Here is a 17,982-nt window from a genome sequence, read left to right on the forward strand (position 1 = left end):
AAGTTTAAAAGATTTCTCCACTGCGGTCGAAATGACGATACGGTCATATTGATTTTATAAAATAAATTATCCCTCTGTATGACAGTTACATAGATTAATTAATCTTATAAAATTGGTCTTGGATCAAATATTACCTGGAACGATTTAATCTTCTCGTCTTCGAGTTTGTACCAGCCGCTTGAAAAGATTGTTTTTTCACCCATGTTGATATCGTACCAAAGGCAAACTTCTTCCTGATCTACAAATACCTTTTTAACATCGTATTTGAATTTCATTTTCTTCATGTCTTCGATGTAAATATCAGCGCCATTTCTTTCTCCCATCACACCTTTAAAAGTCATATCATCCTGCAATTGTGCTCTGGCCATTTCAAAGTTTTCGGCGTTTAAGGCATTGATAAAATCAAGTACCACAGCTTTGGCATTGTGTTCGGTTATTATCTTATTGGATGTACTCATGGATTTCTTTTATGATAAAACGGAAATTTGCAAAGGAATGTTTGGGATGAAGAGACTTAATGATTAACTAAGCAGATTTTAATAGATTCTGCGCAGGCGCTATCGTGTGGACACATTTCTGTTAGCTGCATTTATTTTTTATAGTACATATTCCTAAGGCGATCGTCATGCTGAATTTATTTAGCATCTTTCCCGCCATTAACAGGTACTGATTTCTTAAGAAGCAATAGTTTTGGGAACAAATGTTGATTTTTTCCGCTCTTTGCCGCGGGGGCATGGTACTTTGGAGCGCCAAAGTACCCAAAGCGCTTTGTCAATCCAGCAATGTGGCTTCTCACTGCCCACGCTCATCAAAAAAATAGTGGCACTTCGTTTTGTGTTCAATTTATATTAAATTTTGAATTCAATGCGAATGAACACAAAACCACTGCGTTTCAGGTTTGGCAATGCTATTTGGACCATTATGCACCTATTTTTTTGATTCTCCTGCCACTTGGGATTGACGACGTCCTTCGATAAAGACTGTGGTCTATAAAAGCCAGCTAGCATGATGCCCAAAACCATTCTTAAAAAAGATGTGTTCACACGGTGGGCTCAGGTGGGGATCTTAATACAAGTGCTTTAAGATCCCCAATCGAATTGAGGATGACGATCTCCCGCGAACCTGGTATTCGCAAAAAAAAATGCCATTAAAATTAATTCAATCCTATAAATCATCACCAGATCTCCATACTATCCTTCAAAACGATACACTTTCCCAACCTGCGTTTTAAAACTGTATGTAAAGTCCTTTCCCGATTTTTCTTCATCGATACCCTTAACTGTATGTTTTAACGCATTGGGAGACCTCACAATACAATTCTCGCCCGATAAGGATTTGATTGATAGTTTAACAACTTTACCATCCTTCCATTGCAAATTGGTAATTTCGAAATTACCGCGGGCCCTTAAACCCTGAATACTTCCTGCTGCTGCCCACTGATCAGGTAAAGCTGGTAAAAACTGTAATTCGCCAGTTTGGCTTTGCAGCAACATTTCCGAAATACCTGCAGTATAGCCAAAGTTTCCATCAATTTGAAAGGGTGGATGTGCGCAGAACAGATTGGTATAAATGCCACCGCCTTTGTTATAATCGGTACCTGAACCACCAACCGGTGTGATAAAGTTTTGTAAGATTTTATAAGCATGGTTTCCATCCTGTAAACGTGCCCAGAAATTCATTTTCCAGGCCATCGACCAGCCTGTTGATTCATCCCCCCGGGCAGTTAAAGTTACCCGCGCTGCTTTTGCGAGTTCGGGCGTTTTAATGGTACTGATCTCTCTCCCCGGATGTAAACCAAAAAGATGGGAGATATGTCTGTGCTGATCCTTTGGATCATCGCGGTCGGTTTCCCATTCCTGCAGCTGACCCCATTTTCCGATTTTAGGTTTTAATAGATGTGCTTTAAGGTCTGCAATGTAAGTTTTGTAATCTTGATCAATACCTAATATTTCGGCTGCTTCGATATAGTTGGTGAATAAATCGTACACAATCTGTTGATCATGTGTTACCCCGTCTTCCGTTGGTCCATGTTCCGGCGACCAGCCCAATGGCGAAACCAAAGTACCGTCAGGTCTTCTTTTTAAATGATCGTCCCAAAATTCAGCGATTTCTTTTATAATTGGGTAAGCAAAATTCTTTAAATAATTTTTGTCTTTTGTAAAGGCATAATGCTCCCACAGTGCTTGTGCATACCAGGCACTTCCGGGGGTGTTCCATAGAAAACTCATGCCGCCAAAAATATTGTTCTCTGTTTTTACCGTCCAGCCCCTCGTATTGGGATATTGCTTGCGGGTGGCCATAGCACTAACTTCTCTCATGCTATTAATATAATCCAGGTACGGAATCTGGCACTCAGAAAGATTGGTCGGCTCAGCCAGCCAATAATTCATCTGGATGTTGATGTTCGAGTGGTAATCGCTGCCCCATGGTGGGGTATTACTTTCGTTCCAGAGACCTTGCAAATTAGCCGGTAAGCCACCTGGTCTTGACGAACTGATTAACAGATACCGGCCATATTGAAAAATTAAAGCTTCAAGTGCAGGGTCGGCTACCTTTTTATAATTGATCAGCCGCTGATAGTTAGGTAGCTTTTGGGTGTCGGCATTACTCGTTCCAAGATTTATAGCCAGACGGTTATATAAATGGTCGTAATCCTGGGTATGATTTTTTAAAAGTTTATTGTAACTTTTGGTTTTAACCGCATTTAATACGCGTACAATTTTAGGCGCAGGTTCTTCACCTTTCCAGTTTTGCTCACGTTTGTTGATGTAATTGGTGGCTGCAGTAAAAATCAGGGTAATCGCATCTGCATTGGTTATTTTTAATTTTTCGCTGTCACCATCTTTAACAGCCTCAAGTTTCCCATTTTCTACTTTAACTACAGCAGTAGCCTGGTAAGTCATGCCGTTTGGTAGTTTACCCCTGATTTGAATGGTATTTCCGCTGGCCGTTATCGTACCGTCATGCGCATCTTTTAAACTAATGATGGCAGAGTAAGCTTTCTTTTGGTTAGCGGTGAAATGGAACACCATCACTTTATCCGGAAAGCTGCAAAAATACTCACGTTTAAATTGGGTGTCGTTTTGTGTGTAATTAATAGTATGTACTGCATGATCAATATCCAGTTTGCGGCTGTAGCTGGTAAATGGCTGGTCTTTATTATTGAAATCAATAAACAGATCGCCAAAGGCCTGATACATGCCCCGGTCATTTTCGTCACCGGTCCACAATGTGTTATCGTTAAACTGAATGTGTTCCTGATCAACACCGCCAAAAATCATCCCGCCAATGCGGCCGTTGCCAATAGGATAAGCCTCGGTCATCCATTTTTGTGCTGGTTTATTATCCCACATTGTAAAAGCAGCATTTTCTTTGTTTTGGGCCAATAGCCTGTTAGTGAAGCAGAGGAGTAGTAAGCACGATAATACTGTGCAAACCATATATTGCCTGTAATTTAAAAGCATGTTGGTTATTTGATTAGTGTGTAAATCAAAGATATATAAAATAGAATAGGAGGCACGGAAAGCCAGGTAATAAAGCATCCCGATATTTGGCAAATTATTCAACTATTTAAGCATCTTATATTGCTGCGTTTCTTAACTTAAATTGGTAACTATTATGATATTTTGTGGATAGGACTGATAGATTTTATATATTTGATATTATACTAAAACGTTTTATTTAAATGAAGTTGCTAACCAAATCCTTAACCATTCTCCTAATGGTAGTTGTTGTGAGCCTGCACCAATCTCATGCCCAAACCAAATTAACCCAATACGTAAACACTTTTATTGGCACGGCGCCTTTAACCGATCCGAAAATTTTAGGCTATGAATTACCAGAGGGCTGGCGATCGTGGGCAGGTTTAACTTTTCCGGGTAGCTCGTTGCCTAATGCGATGGTACAATTAAGTCCGGTTACGGAATTTGGCTCTGGCGCCGGCTACGAGTACGAAGACGATACCATTTATGGCTTTGCACACACCAATAAAGGGCACTGGAACCTGTGTAATATTCCTGTTTTACCGCTATCAAACCCACAAGGTAAATTTGGATCAAAGTTTTCGCACAAAAAGGAAAGTGCTGCACCAGGGTTTTATCAGGTTTATTTGGATGATTACCAGGTAAACGTCAGGCTTACTTCAACCTTAAGATGTGGTTTTCATGAATATACCTACAAAAACAATTCCGACAAACAAATCCTATTGAGTATGGGTAAAGCCAATAGCAGCGTTAATACCTGGAATATCGCACAAGATGGTCCATCGGCCATACAAGGTTTTCAAGGGGGCGAAAACGTATACTTTTATGCAGTGGTGAACGGAAAGATAGATAAACTTGATATTACCGATGCCGGCAAACGCTCAGGTTATGCCATTCTTCATCTTGCAGATGGAAATAAAGGACCTGTAGAACTTAAGATCGGCTTATCGTTTGTGAGTATAGCCAATGCTAAGGAAAATCTGGCAAAAGAAATCGGCAATAAAACATTTACGCAGATCCGCCGTGAGGCTACAGAGAAATGGGAGGCGCTTTTATCAAACATTCAGGTTAAGGGTGGAACTGAGAAACAAAAACAAATGTTATACTCTTGCTTGTACCGGTCTTTTTTATGGCCAGCTTTAAGGAGTGATGTTAATGGTGAATTCAGAGATGCAAAGCACAATGTGGTAAAAGGAAATTTCAATTATTATACTGAACCATCGCTTTGGGATACCTACCGCAATAAAGATGTGCTTTTAGGTCTGATTACACCTAAAGTAACCTTGGATGTAATTAAATCAATGAAAGATGTTGGCGATAAAACGGGTTTTATTCCGACTTTTTTTCATGGCGACCATGGGGCGTCTTCTATTGCGGGAGCGTATTTGAGGGGAATAGATGATTTCGATATCAAAGGGACCTACCAGATTTTGTTGCGTAATGCCAATGTGGATGGTGGTGCCCGCCCGTTCGTGAAAGAATATATCGAGAAAGGGTATATTTCAGACCCTGATGTTAAAAATCCACATGTAGAAACCAAAGCCAGGGCAGGGGTTTCTAAAACGCTGGAATATGCCTATGATGATTATTCGCTGGCCCAAATCGCTAAAAAATTAGGCGATAGCAGTAATTATCATGTCCTGATGAGGAGATCGAAAAATTATAAAAATGTGTTCGATCCGGCTACGCGCTTTATGAGGGGCAGATTGGAAAATGGTGATTGGATTAAACCTTTTAATCCGCAATATCCTTATTACGAATATATGTACAGAGAAGCCAATGCCTGGCAGGTTTCGTTTTATGCTCCCCATGATATGAAAGGTTTAATTGAGTTATATGGTGGTGCAAAAGGCTTCGAATCCAAACTGGATTCCTTATTTACTGTACCCTGGAACCCAAAATATATTGCCCGTAATGTTGAAACCATGATTGGTCAGTACTGTCAGGGCAACCAGCCAGATCATGAAGCTCCTTTTGCTTACACCTTTATCGGCAAGCCGGAAAAATCACAAAAAATTATTGATAAAATACTAAATGAACTATATGGCATAGGAAGCGATGGTTTGGCGCTTTCGGGAATGGATGATGCCGGCGAAATGTCTGCCTGGTATGTGTTTTCTTCGTTGGGATTATATCCATTCTCAGCAACCGATCCAACTTACGTCGTTACTGCGCCGCTTTTTGACGAGGTAAAATGGAAAACCAGTAGTGGTAAAGTATTAACCATCAGCAAGCCTGGTAAAGGAAGGGGCATTACAGAGATTAAAGTAGATGGAAAAATAAACCAGGGTTATTTTATTTCTCACGATCTGTTTAAAAATGGGGGTAGGGTAGAAATCGGTACTAAATAAAGCCTGAATACTAATAGGAAATGAAAAAAGACGGGTAATTTAGAAGAATAATGTGCTAATTTATACTGTTCATTAAGGTCAAAAGATAGGGATTAAGCCAAGTTTTAGCGTTTATTTTTGAGGTGATATCTAATGCTTCAACTGCTTTTACCCTTAATTGCTACACCTTAAACATTTTATCAATTACGTTGTTCTACCTGATAATAACTTCTTGATTGATATTAAATACATTAAGAAATGCGCTATTTTTTCGTCTCTTACTCCATAACCTAAAAAATGAAACTAAGTATTAATAAGCGTGTCGGAAAAACGGCATTCATTGTTTTATTAATTTTTATCATAACATTTTCGATATCTATTCTTTTTTCAGAAACCAGGGGGCCGGATAGTAATGTAATATATAATAAAGGACAGAAAATAGGTGGGATATTTACCCTGTATCAGAAACAGGTATATGCATCTGTGCCTAGTAATGGAGACTATTTAGTTAAGGAAGCTGATGCCAATAGTTTCAGACTGGTTGATGACAGCTACCAAAATCGACAGTTTGGCATAGATAAAAATCATGCATACTGCGGCAACCTGATTGTTAAAGATTTCAATCCGGCTACAGCCAGGGCAATCGGCAATGATTATTTTACCGATGGAAAGCAAACCTGTTACTGTGCTTCAATGAGTGTGAGAAATGAGGATTTATCATTTTTCTCAGAATTAGGTCAGATGAGTTTATATGGGCTTGGGATAGGAGACAAGCCCCAGACCTATATTTACCCGCTCACTACACTTAAAACCAGCTCAGTTCCTTATCGTGCCATCCTGAAAACGGAAGTTGCGACTAACGGAAACTTAGCTTACTACCAGGGTAAAATTCTTCCTCAGGCACATGCTACGGGCCTCAGACAAATCTCAGAATGGTACAATGATGGAGATATTCGTGAAAATAAAAACTATCTGGCAGATGGCCAATATGTGTATTACAAAAATACCCGATTGCCACTTCAAGACCATCCTGATTTATATGCCATAGTGATTGACGCCCAAAACCAGGAGGATTATCTTGTAGATCCTAAACAAGGTATGGTTTATGTTAATGATATAGCCTTCGACAAGCAGCACAGCCCTTATCGGGTATTGTCTCTAAATGGGGCGCATGTTTATCATTCTTTATTCCTAAGCAAGGATGGGATTTTTTACTTTGATAAGAAAGAAAAGAAAGTTTTGAGAACCAGGGATAATCCCTTCAATAAAGGCAATTTCAAAGAAATTGCACCGCTGATTTTCTCAGATGGTCATCAAATTCTTTACACTGAGGCCAGTCAAGTCTGGGGCAGAAATAAAAGTCCTGGACTTAAATCCGAGTCAACCCATATTTACAGGTTGGATGAACCCACTAAAGGAAGCTGGCAAAAAATAGGCATGGTTGGCGGCAGTTATGGCTCCGTATGGAAAAATGAAAACACTTATTATTACTTCGACCAGCTTGGTGATTCTCAACTGATCCCTCAGACCATTTACCGTATTAATGATCAGTCTACAGTTGCCGCCCTGTTTGCCCCGCAAATCCGCACAGACGACATTCGTAATCTTATTGATACGGATCACATGATTAAAGTGAAACGCACAGAATTGGTTGAAATTAAGACGAAATTTTCAAGCAGGTTTGGAGGGATATTATGGATTATTGTAGCTTCTTTTATCGGTATTCAACTATTATTATGGGTACTTAGGAAATTGGGTGTAAATATGAAGCCTCTTAGTATCAAAAATCAGGAATTAAAGGAGGGAGAGAGGTACTTTATATAAAAACCTAATCCGGCCTGGTAAGGGCAGGGGATTAATTTATAAGCTTATAGTTTTATCTTCAAGGCCGTCAGGGTGGCTGGGGCTGCCTGGTTATAGCGCAGACAATCTAAGTTTAGCTCTGGTTAGCAGGCCAGGTAGCTACTAAAGACTAAGTTTCCCCGGTATGTGCTATCGTGTGGACACATTTCTATTAGCTTCATTTGTTTTTTATAGCACATATTCTTAAGGCTATCGTCATGCTGAATTCATTTCAGCATCTTTTCCGCCATTAACTGGTCCTCATTCCTTAAGGAGCAATAGTTTTGGGGATAAATGTTGATTTTTTCCGCTCTTTGCCGCTGGGGCATGGTAGTTTTTCGCAGTTAATGTTGTTTTAGCTGTACTCAAGAATGCTGCGCATTTTGGAGCGCCAAAGTACCCAAAGCGCTTTGTCAATCCAGCAATGTGGCTTCTCACCGCCCACGCTCATCAAAAAACAGTGGCACTTCGTTTAATCAGTTTTTGTTTGTGTTTTCTTTGGGCTGATTGAGCCCTTCGGGGTTTGTGTTCAATTTATATTAAATTTTGAATTCAATACCTAATGAACACAAAACCACTGCGTTTCAGGTTTGGCAATGCTATTTTGGGCCATTGTGCACCTGTTTTTTTGATTCTCCCGCCACTTGGGATTGACGGCGTCCTTCGGTAAAGACTGTGGTTTATTAAAGTCAGCTAGCATGATGCCCAAACCATTCTTAAAAAAGATGTGTCCACACGATAGGGTATGGGAGATGCTATGTTTGCCAGTATCTGTTTTTTTGACTTTCCGGTTTAGGGCAATTGCCCATTTTCCATCTTTCCAATTTAAACCCTGCACAAAAATGGTATTCATTCATTTTAGCAACCAAGTAGTTCTACCTGTTTTTACTTTCACGTATTTTCCCGGTTAAACCGATGTTTTTTATCGTGTTAATTTGAAAAGTCAAGCAGAGGACGAATCGGCTTAATAAAAAACGTGATGAAAAAATCTAAAATCTAACATTTAATAATCTTCAAAAATATTTCACAATGGCTAACAAAATTATCATTATCGAACCTGATGGAACACCTAAGTCACCGTCAATGAACCAGCGAGAGGCAGAAATTTATTTGGGTGGGTTTATATATGCTAACAGAATACCCTATCTCAAGCAATCATTAAACGATGTGACAAACGGAAAAAAGAAGGCGACAGGAAAATACACTTTTAATGGCCAACCTGTGTTACATGCATCTTCAGGCAAGCTTAACGTAATTAGCCTCTCTCTGTTTTTCTATAAAAAAGAAGACGATTACTACATTTTTGCCATGGGTGAACATATTAAACACACTAAAACTGACTATAAACTAAGCGATTATGGTCAGCGAACCGGGGAATTTAAGAAAAACGCGACCATCTCTATCTAACGCTAACATCAAATTACATACATATTCATCCAAACAAACTAAAACAACAAATTTATGACAACCACAGACACCAAAATGCTCAGAGAGCAGATTGAACAATCAAAGCCGAAGGATCTAATCTTGCGATCTTTCAATGCATTTAATCCTATCATTGCAAAGAACCCGGATTTATTACTCAGCCAGCTTCATGATCATTTACGTACGCCATTAAGTGATAGTGATATAAACAATCAAACGGCTCAGGAGATGTACTCTTCCACATTCAAAGAATATCAATCTTCCCAATCTTCCAATAGCGAATTTGCTGTGTCATTGGGTATTGAAGGTAGTTATGGTTTTTACAGCGGTTCAGTAAAAGCAAGTCAGCACTCTGAAACCTACAAGGCTTCTACTTTTTTTAGCAGCAGCTATAATGCTTTCATTAACTGCGGAACCGTAAGTTTAAATCAATCATCAGGCGATTACAAAGCAATAAGAGCATACTTGAGTATAGAACTTTGCAAGAGACTTGATAATATTACCTCACTTAAAGAAGCAGTCGATTTTATACAAGAATATGGTACACATCTTGTACTTGGTATAAACCTTGGCGGCTGCATCCGATTTAAAACGGAATCGCAAACAACGGATTATAAAAGCAAACAAGAAACGACCCTCGAAGTAGAAGCTGCGTATAAAGGCGTTAGCAATATAAGTGTAGCAGCCAAGGTTTCTCAAAAATTATCAACAGCGTCATCTTCGTCAAGCCTTATGCAGACCATTGAAGCTTCTGGTGGAAAGAGTAGCTTAGTGGCAGTGTTAGACCCAAATAAGCCGGAAACTAGTGTGGAATGGGCTAATAGTTGTACCAGCGAAACTTGTTATGGTATTACAAGTTCTTTAGAAATATGGAGACTTGCGGAAAATGATATAGCAAAAGACAAGCTGAAAGAATATATTTATCTCATAATATTGGCACAAAGCATCAATTACCCAACAATATTCACAGCAGAAACAGCATTAAGCCCTTATAATTTGGTATCTGTAACTGCTGTAACAGGTGATTCCCACTTCAGGATTATTGGTGGTGGTGCCTCTGTGGAAAAAGACAAAAGCAGTTTTTTAGTAAACTCCTACCCCCAGACAGATACAACGGGCAAACATATAAACGGATGGATAGCAGGATCGCATGATATTGCACAACCGGCCTCAAATGATGAATATTTAACCTCTTATGCTATTGCTATATACGACCCAAGTTATGTTGCAGGCAGCGAAAAAAATTTATTGGAAGTACAACTGCAAACCAAGCAAGGCGGTAACCCAAATATAGGGGCCGATGCCGCTGTTGCCAGGATAGATCAAGACTACTTAATTTCAGGCGGTGGTATTCAATCATATACATCAAGAGCTATACAAAAATTCATCATGCGTAGTTATCCATCTAGGGAAGGTACGTGGACTGCCTACAATCGCGATTATCAAACTGCAGCATCCGATGTAACGTTAACAGCTTATGCAATTGGCATCAGGAGTAAAAGAACTGAACTAACTATTCATCAAGAATTTGTCAATCCCCCCGGAGTCCGTGCTGAATATGGTGAGCAAATCGCAACTCTGGGTGATGGTTTTGCTATTGCTGGCGGTGGTGTATCTGTAAAGGATGCCACCGAAGAGGGTAACCTTGTGCAACAAAGTTTTCCGGCATCTTACAATAGCTGGAAAGAATATAATAAAGACCATGATGGTCGTGTATCATCTGCAGTTAGTGCCGCTTATGCGATAGGATTTAAAGCTTCGCTTGATTTCAGCAAATAAAAAAACTTTATACAAGAAATGCTCCCTGACGAAATGTTTGGGGCATTTCTTATTTGTATTGAACTTTACGATAACTCCTTAAGCCTTCTCTTATGTTTCAAGTCAGATTATATAATTAAAGAATGCTTTAGAATAGTCATTGATTCATATATCAATTGGTAGAATTGTTGGACGTGTGTTACATTTTTGCCCAAAAGGGTTGAAAAGATAAATAGAACTTTTTAATAGTGGCCAGATCACATTTATTTAAAACTAGACGATTATTTAGGAAATGAATTATATGCCAGTCATATTGCAACGTTGCTACTTATTGGAGGTACTATCTTAAAAAGATTCATTTTTTATAACTCTTAGCGAGAATATCTATTCACAAAGCGGCTTCATAAATGGGGAGCCGCTTTTTTGTTAATTTTAATTTCGCATTGATAAAGAATTATTATAGTAAATTCAAGATATACTGCAACACAAAGAAGCAGATACCCCCTTGTTTTTATTGAGATAGCTGGCATCTCGATATTTTCGGCTTATTGGCTGTGTAAACAGTATGGCTGGGATTGGATTATGGGCATTGCTATTTTCCTGACTTGTATTGTCGCTATTGGGATGCTGTTTTTTCGGTTCAGAATTTTCCGTTACATTTTTTCGATTGTGTTTTCATTGGCCTGGGGGTTTTTGGCTTTTACATTCGCTTCCAGTGCAAGCAAGTCTAACTTGAGCCATTGGATAGCCCTTATCTTAGTGTTCATTATAAGCCTTTTTATCCATCGTAGCTATTTTTATATCGAAACCAACAGTAAAAGGATAGACTTTAGGGCTTAATTAAAAATACACTCAGGATTTTAAGAATTAAGCGGGCAAGGATATTAAATCAATTCATAAAATATATTTATTTTGATGTTGAATCGCTAAACTTCCTTTTCAGATGATAATACCGAAATAACAGGCGGTCATACCATAGGGCAACCAGCAGCATTACAACAGGCAGTAATAATATTTTTAGCTGAAAATGCTGATATCCCAATCCACCCAACATTCCGCCTAAAAAAAATCCGCTTATGATCATGGTTTTAAGGAAAATACTCATGCGTATTGATTTATGCACAGCGTTTTCTTTATAAAACAATAATTGAGAAAGTTCTATACCTAAATCTGTGAAAAGTCCCGTCAGGTGGGTGGTTCTCACAACAGACTGCGAAACTTTGGTCACCAATGCATTTTGCAGTCCCATCGAAAATAATAAGGCCGAAGCGATAACAGATGGATACGTCTGATCCCATGTAGGAGCTAAAAAGCAGGTCAAACTTATGGAAAGCATGATGCCGATTTCCACAGAGATGGGGATAATATAAGAATTGTGCGATCTGTATTTTGATGCCCATTCCATAATCAGCCCTGATACAAACGCACCGGATAAAAAAAGCAGTATATAATACAGATAGGTAAGAGCCATATTATAGTTCTTCAGGAAAAGCTGTTCAGAGAAAAACGCAAAATGTCCGGTTACATTCGTTGTTAAGGTATGTACCGACAAAACCCCGGAGATATTCACAATCCCCGCCACAGCAGATAAGATCGAGGCTAGTTTTAGATTATGGGAATAGGTGCGGCCTTTCCCTTTGTGTCTGAACATCTGTAGATTCTTTACCCGCTAATTTACAAAATTCAATTGCAATCCCATTTAATAATGGTCTCCGTTTATATTTTGTATGCAGGAATCCGGATTCTGTGAAAAACTTAAGATACTACACATTTAAACATCTTGGCAAACAAATGCTGATAAAATGAACAGTATTGAAATTCGATATGCTGTTTTTAATTTTCCATTAAGCTTTGCATATTTACATATATCAATTATTCACACTAATTTTTAAATTATGATTAGATTCTGTTCAATACTTACCCTAATATTTTTCATGAGTTGTGGAAACGCCCAGGAAAATTTGATTCTCAAAAAAAAGTGGCGCATGGTAAAAGAGGTTGTTATTACCCAGGATAAAAACAAAACCAATATCACTGAGAAAGTCAAAAATTTTAGCTTGATAGACAATCTGTATTTTAATGATGCTTCTAAGCTCTCTATTTCCAGTCATGGAGCTACTGTTCAATACCCATATGAAATAATAGACAGTGCCCTTTCTTATGGGGTGAATGAGGCGTCGAAAAAACTAAATGAATACCGCATAAAGGTTTCAACAAAAGACAGTTTAGTACTCAAACGCGCCGAGACATGGGGTAAAGAAAGTCCGGTAAAAATTACCGTAATTTATCACCTTGCGGCCATAGATAAATAATATGCAAGATTAATGATAATAAGGATAATCCTTTACTAAAGGTCAGTTTGAAAATTTTAATGTATCGACTATTCTGTTATTTAAGGTTAATTAAATTTACTTATATTTACGAAGAGAATGGATGCTTTCTTATTGTTTTTCTGCTATCCACATTATATCTGATTTTCTAAATTTAAGCCATCCGGTTATTCATTACCGATAACATGATAATAAACGCAGACGAACCTCAATATTCAATTACTAATCCTTACCCATGGTATAAATGGGTTCAACAGGAAAAACCCGTTTATAGGACGCCAGAAGGTATGTGGATGATCACAGGCTATGAGGATTCAATGATGTTATTAAGCGATCCCCGTTGTTCGCATTGGGGGCAGGACAGCAGAACTTTTCAGTATTTGAGTCCGGTTGAAAAAGCCATTGCGCAAACATTACATGCGCTGGCACCTGGTAGTACACCCGCATTTCGCAAGCAGATCATGCACCAGCTTGCTGCCAGAACGCTCCAGGTTGATGAAGATGACATGAAGCGACAGGCAGATGAAATTTTAGATGGGCTTCGTTTTTCCTCCCGTATGGAATTTATGAATGATTATGCCCACCCATTTACATTCGGAACGATTTGCCGGGTTATGGGGGTGCCGCAAGAAGAGGTGGATGCATTTTCCAAAATAGTGAGTCGCTTACAAGGGGGATACCTGAGTTTTATTGATGAAAAATCATGGGCAAATGGTGAGGACGAACAAAAAAAAATATTCATCGATACGCTGCGAAGGCTGATTGGGTTGAAACGGCAAACACCTGGTAATGATTTGTGTAGTGCTATCCTCGCCGTTGTGCCAGCTGATAACCAGAATGATTCTTTTGTAATTTCACTAATGGTATTGCTTTTTTATGCCGGCCATCAGAATATGATGAATTTTATGGGAAATGCTTTGGTGGCATTACAAGACAGAACTGAAGACCAGTTAATGCTTCGCGAAAGCCTTCCGTTTGCGATCGCTAGCGTGGATGAGTTGATCCGTTATGATTCTCCGCTGCAATCCGTTTTGCTCATTACTCAGGAACCGATAAATCTTCACGGCACTACTATTTCTGCCGGTAGCCAATTGCTCATTAGTATAGGTGCGGCAAACAGGGATCCTGCAAAATTCGACAACCCGGATCAATTAATATTAGCGAGAAGGCCAAACCACCTTGGTTTTGGCGCGGGTGCTTTCAGGTGTATAGGCGCAAGACTTGCACAAATTCAGGGCGGTATTGGCTTGCATCGTTTTTTTGCGCATGTGAGCAATTACGCTCCTGTTGCTGATCATATAAGCTGGAGTCATTTCAGCGTTCAAAGAGGACCGTCTTCTATTTTATTGGATATAAACTGGAATCATGGAAAATGAATTGGCCACTGCGGGTGGTTTTATTGAGAGGTACGATCACATGATCCTGTCTGAAGCCATGAAAGCCATGTATGGCAATTCAGGTTTTTATAATGTAGGCGATTGGACCAACAATCCTGCAACCCTGGAAGCTGCATGCGAGGCGCTCGTCATAAAACATCTCGATCAGGTAGCAATGCAGCCGGATCCCATTAGGATATTGGATGCGGGATGCGGACTGGGAACGGGCTCTGGTGTCATTGCCCAACGATTTGGCAACGCGCACGTTGTTGGTATCAATATTTCTGAAAAGCAGATTTCGTTTGCACAGGAAGTTCATGCTGGTATTGATTTCCGGGTGATGGATGCTACACGAATGGAATTCCCGGACGAATATTTTGATTTAATCGTCAGTGTTGAAGCTGCATTTCATTTTGATACCCGAAAAGATTTTCTTGATTGCGCCTACCGAAAACTTCGTCCAGGCGGTCAGCTTATTTTTTCGGACATGTTGTTGAACAATACCGATTGGGTTGGAAACTGGTCTGTGCCGGCTGCAAACCTGATTACTGATATAAATAATTATACGAAACTATGCACCGACACCGGCTTTCAGCTACTCCAATGCATTGATATCAAGCATTTTTCCATAAAGGGATTTTGCAATTATCTCCGTACTTCAATGCAGCTGACAGATCTCGCCAATGGGCTTGAAAACTCGGTTATTGCCTACCTGCTAACGAGTTTGAAGAAACAATAATCATAAAAAATGATGGTCGTTTATAGGTACAATTAAAAGACCAATAGTTTGATATTCCGGCCACGCATTCATCAACCGGGATACCAAACTATTTAAGAATGTCTGGCTGCCTGGGTTATCTAAGCATAGCCCGTACATAGTCGTTCAGGAAGAGATTGTTGGGGTCCTGTTTGGCCCTAAAGCTTTCGAATGCGTTTACCCGGTCATTTTGTTGGTTTCTGCGCTTTGCGAGCGCCTTCAGAAAGCCAGCGTTGAATGGGGGAGAGTAAGACCCCGCGCCCGCAGCCGGATCATAAAATCCAAACATCTTTCCATTATGTGTGATACCGCCCATCGCTACCCATTCACGTTCAATACCGGCAAAAAACTGTAACATTGGAGTGGGATAGGCAGACGCTACTGTAGGTTCAATAAAGGCTATAAGATCAAGGTTCACAAACGTCGAATTTGGATTGTCGGTATAAGTTCCTGCCAATGCTGCATTCCCTCCTTTTATAAACCGGAACTCCATAGGTGCAACGACCAGGAAATCCTTTGATTTTTTCAAATGGTCCGTCACTACATTCAGGCCTTTCCACACCAATTGCATGCCTGCATCACTGAGATCCGGCAATTCCACAAAATAAGACATAAACATTACCCTTGCTGCTTTACTGAGCCAAAGGTCGGAGTATTTTGCTGCCGCAGCGTCAAAGAGTTTTTCTATTTCACCATAGGCGAGATCCATCACTACTGATGCCGCAAATGTACTTCCGGAAGCCTGAGCCAATAACCCAGCAGCCTGTCCAAAAGGTTCGGCTATACCTTCCAGCGGTGCGCCATACTCATCACTTTTGGCCATTTCACAGGCATTGGGAACTGTAGATGAAATGTTTGGCGTTTTTGTAACAGGATTCGAATCTACATCCCACCTTAAAGACAGATACTTGCTGGAGTAGGGGTTGTAAAAAGTCTCCATGCGTGTATGCTGCGCTACCAGTGCCTTGAATTTTGTAACAAACGAATTCTGATCGCTGACTACGAATGTTTCCCTTTCAGGTTTTATGGTAGTGGCCCATGGGCGATCCATCACATCTACTGTAACTGATGTAACAATACCCAATGCGCCCATAGAAACTCTGGCGAATTGTATGGGCTGCCAGCCGTTAATCGCCGGGGTATCTGAATCGATAGTGGTCACACTACCATCCGCGGCCATAATGGTAAAAGCTGAAGTTGTTTCCGAAAAGATGGGGGCGGCTATGGTAGCGCCATGTACATCTACAGCTGTCATCCCTCCCAGACTGAAAAAACCTCCGGCAGTGGCAGTAATCAGCATTTTGTTATTTGATGTAAGAAATGCATCAAGTTCATCTTCGCGGACACCAGTGTTTAGCGTCACCTTCTGGCCAGATGGGTCCATCATGATATGCTGGCTGCCTGCCGGACCAAGATCGGCATAGCAGGACATGTCGATCAGCCAGCTTACTTTATTGGAAGTATTACCGTTTCGGTTGTCGTCTGTAACAAGCGGTGGCTGCGAGTGCCGCTGGCCGGAAACGCGCACCTGGACACCTTGAGTAGAAGCACTCTGCACAATGGCCTGCAAATCGGTACGGTTTTTTGGGTAATAATAAGTCTCCGAATTTGCAGGAGCATTGTATACAATATTCCTGCTCCAGTTATGCCAAGGAAGTAATACAAGAACCGGATCCCAGGCGACGCTGCTTACATTGTACCTTACATTCAGGCTATTGCCTTTCTGGTACTGAAATATTTGCGGCGCTTCGATATCCTTGCCCCACATTACGTATACATACAGCTGCACTGTGGCGCCATCCGGTACCCCTAACTGCGCAGGATCTACCGTTTTTGAAGTAAGCCCGGTGATATCGCCGGTTTGGATGGATAATTTTTTGGGGTCGCTTCCAATCTGGTACCTGATCTGGATTCTTGCAACGAATGCCCCCGAGTTTTCCAGGGTGATCATTCCGATTTTTTGTAGTGACATAACAGTTGTTTTTGCGTGTTTTTAATGTTTACAAACACCTTATTGCTTAATAAGATATTTTTGTGAAATGGCTATACGATGATAATGTTGAAACTTAGCGCAATGCGCTCGCTTGATGAAAGATTCTGGCCTACTGAATGCGGAACTTTGCTGTTAAACAAAATAAGACGCCGATCCTTCGGTACATACCTTACCGTATTGAAGTTTTCGGGCTTTGTACGGGCTGATGCCCATAAATTGTCAGATAGCTCTTCAAATGAAAGATCACCACAACCCGGGGCCGTCCTGATGTAATAAACACCACTGATGTAAGATCCGTCATGTGTGTGCATACGTTCATAATTTCCAGGGGAGGAAATACTGACCCATGAATCAGAGATGGCGTACTTGTTGCCCGGCCGGGTTTCCAGGATATCAAGATATTGGCTGATCTCATTAATCAGTGCATGGTGCAAAACATCAAATTCGCTGCGCGCAAAAATGTCTGGGACAGATCCGTATGTAGTGTACAGGTTGGACCTTGTAGACAATGGAAACTCCCGCCTTAGCGAATGAGCGGCTTCGACCAGCCGCTCGTTCGCTTCGTTACTAATGAGGTCATCCTTATAATAAAATGCTTTTGGAAAGAAATATTCTACAGGCATATACCAGCCGATTAAATTATTGGTTCATTGATAAAAAATAGCGTCATGCCACCTGTTAAATCTTCA

13 protein-coding genes are annotated in these 17,982 nt (G+C 40.3%); 7 read left to right on the top strand and 6 right to left on the bottom strand.

Annotation, left to right across the window (positions count from 1 at the left end):
- Positions 1 to 104: 104 nt before the first annotated feature.
- A complete protein-coding gene (locus IM793_RS05920; RefSeq protein ID WP_193420168.1) occupies positions 105 to 458 on the bottom strand; it encodes a nuclear transport factor 2 family protein in 354 nt (117 codons plus the stop codon).
- Between the two features lie 732 nt (positions 459 to 1,190).
- Positions 1,191 to 3,566, bottom strand: a complete 2,376-nt coding sequence (locus tag IM793_RS05925; protein ID WP_193420169.1) for a glycoside hydrolase N-terminal domain-containing protein — start codon at positions 3,564 to 3,566, stop codon at positions 1,191 to 1,193.
- Positions 3,567 to 3,685: 119 nt separating this feature from the next.
- Here IM793_RS05925 and IM793_RS05930 point away from each other — a divergent pair, with 119 nt between their 5' ends.
- Both IM793_RS05930 and IM793_RS05935 read left to right on the top strand, forming a co-directional pair.
- The gene (locus IM793_RS05930; RefSeq protein ID WP_193420170.1) at positions 3,686 to 5,833 is read left to right on the top strand and encodes a GH92 family glycosyl hydrolase; all 2,148 of its coding nucleotides are present in this window, start codon (positions 3,686 to 3,688) and stop codon (positions 5,831 to 5,833) included.
- A 276-nt stretch (positions 5,834 to 6,109) separates the two neighbouring features.
- On the top strand, positions 6,110 to 7,636 hold the full coding sequence (locus tag IM793_RS05935) for a DKNYY domain-containing protein (RefSeq protein WP_193420171.1): 1,527 nt from the start codon (positions 6,110 to 6,112) through the stop codon (positions 7,634 to 7,636).
- 577 nt (positions 7,637 to 8,213) lie between these two features.
- Here IM793_RS05935 and IM793_RS05940 read toward each other — a convergent pair.
- Positions 8,214 to 8,507, bottom strand: coding sequence for a hypothetical protein (locus tag IM793_RS05940; RefSeq protein WP_193420172.1), 294 nt, complete (start codon positions 8,505 to 8,507; stop codon positions 8,214 to 8,216).
- A 176-nt stretch (positions 8,508 to 8,683) separates the two neighbouring features.
- Between IM793_RS05940 and IM793_RS05945 the strand changes: the two genes are divergently transcribed.
- Positions 8,684 to 9,061, top strand: coding sequence for a hypothetical protein (locus IM793_RS05945; RefSeq protein ID WP_193420173.1), 378 nt, complete (start codon positions 8,684 to 8,686; stop codon positions 9,059 to 9,061).
- Positions 9,062 to 9,115: 54 nt separating this feature from the next.
- On the top strand, positions 9,116 to 10,858 hold the full coding sequence (locus IM793_RS05950; RefSeq protein ID WP_193420174.1) for an MAC/perforin domain-containing protein: 1,743 nt from the start codon (positions 9,116 to 9,118) through the stop codon (positions 10,856 to 10,858).
- 886 nt (positions 10,859 to 11,744) lie between these two features.
- Here the strand turns inward: IM793_RS05950 and IM793_RS05955 are convergent.
- Positions 11,745 to 12,488: a YoaK family protein gene (locus IM793_RS05955; RefSeq protein WP_193420175.1), complete on the bottom strand. Its 744-nt coding sequence runs from the start codon at positions 12,486 to 12,488 to the stop codon at positions 11,745 to 11,747.
- Between the two features lie 283 nt (positions 12,489 to 12,771).
- Here IM793_RS05955 and IM793_RS05960 point away from each other — a divergent pair, with 283 nt between their 5' ends.
- The 3 genes from IM793_RS05960 to IM793_RS05970 all read left to right on the top strand — a co-directional run bounded on the left by IM793_RS05960 (position 12,772) and on the right by IM793_RS05970 (position 15,282).
- Positions 12,772 to 13,149 (top strand): hypothetical protein, encoded by a 378-nt coding sequence (locus tag IM793_RS05960; protein ID WP_193420176.1) that lies wholly within the window; start codon positions 12,772 to 12,774, stop codon positions 13,147 to 13,149.
- A gap of 203 nt (positions 13,150 to 13,352) precedes the next feature.
- Positions 13,353 to 14,543 (top strand): cytochrome P450, encoded by a 1,191-nt coding sequence (locus tag IM793_RS05965; RefSeq protein ID WP_193420177.1) that lies wholly within the window; start codon positions 13,353 to 13,355, stop codon positions 14,541 to 14,543.
- Positions 14,533 to 15,282 (top strand): cyclopropane-fatty-acyl-phospholipid synthase family protein, encoded by a 750-nt coding sequence (locus IM793_RS05970; RefSeq protein ID WP_193420178.1) that lies wholly within the window; start codon positions 14,533 to 14,535, stop codon positions 15,280 to 15,282. Before IM793_RS05965 ends, IM793_RS05970 begins: the two co-directional genes overlap by 11 nt.
- Before the next feature lie 115 nt (positions 15,283 to 15,397).
- On the opposite strand, the gene IM793_RS05975 is transcribed toward IM793_RS05970, so the two are convergent.
- A complete protein-coding gene (locus IM793_RS05975) occupies positions 15,398 to 17,272 on the bottom strand; it encodes an FAD-binding protein (protein ID WP_193420179.1) in 1,875 nt (624 codons plus the stop codon).
- Between the two features lie 71 nt (positions 17,273 to 17,343).
- Positions 17,344 to 17,916, bottom strand: coding sequence for a TIGR02466 family protein (locus IM793_RS05980; protein ID WP_193420180.1), 573 nt, complete (start codon positions 17,914 to 17,916; stop codon positions 17,344 to 17,346).
- Between the last annotated feature and the right edge of the window lie 66 nt (positions 17,917 to 17,982).

It is taken from the genome of Pedobacter sp. MR2016-19 (assembly GCF_014947265.1).
Taxonomy (GTDB): Bacteria; Bacteroidota; Bacteroidia; order Sphingobacteriales; family Sphingobacteriaceae; genus Pedobacter.

Excerpts from the sequence above, each read along its gene's own strand:
- IM793_RS05920 (WP_193420168.1), bottom strand. The coding sequence starts at position 458 with ATGAGTACATCCAATAAGATAATAACCGAACACAATGCCAAAGCTGTG.
- IM793_RS05930 (WP_193420170.1), top strand. The coding sequence starts at position 3,686 with ATGAAGTTGCTAACCAAATCCTTAACCATTCTCCTAATGGTAGTTGTT.
- IM793_RS05935 (WP_193420171.1), top strand. The coding sequence starts at position 6,110 with ATGAAACTAAGTATTAATAAGCGTGTCGGAAAAACGGCATTCATTGTT.
- IM793_RS05940 (WP_193420172.1), bottom strand. The coding sequence starts at position 8,507 with ATGAATACCATTTTTGTGCAGGGTTTAAATTGGAAAGATGGAAAATGG.
- IM793_RS05945 (WP_193420173.1), top strand. The coding sequence starts at position 8,684 with ATGGCTAACAAAATTATCATTATCGAACCTGATGGAACACCTAAGTCA.
- IM793_RS05950 (WP_193420174.1), top strand. The coding sequence starts at position 9,116 with ATGACAACCACAGACACCAAAATGCTCAGAGAGCAGATTGAACAATCA.
- IM793_RS05955 (WP_193420175.1), bottom strand. The coding sequence starts at position 12,488 with ATGTTCAGACACAAAGGGAAAGGCCGCACCTATTCCCATAATCTAAAA.
- IM793_RS05960 (WP_193420176.1), top strand. The coding sequence starts at position 12,772 with ATGAGTTGTGGAAACGCCCAGGAAAATTTGATTCTCAAAAAAAAGTGG.
- IM793_RS05965 (WP_193420177.1), top strand. The coding sequence starts at position 13,353 with ATGATAATAAACGCAGACGAACCTCAATATTCAATTACTAATCCTTAC.
- IM793_RS05970 (WP_193420178.1), top strand. The coding sequence starts at position 14,533 with ATGGAAAATGAATTGGCCACTGCGGGTGGTTTTATTGAGAGGTACGAT.
- IM793_RS05975 (WP_193420179.1), bottom strand. The coding sequence starts at position 17,272 with ATGTCACTACAAAAAATCGGAATGATCACCCTGGAAAACTCGGGGGCA.
- IM793_RS05980 (WP_193420180.1), bottom strand. The coding sequence starts at position 17,916 with ATGCCTGTAGAATATTTCTTTCCAAAAGCATTTTATTATAAGGATGAC.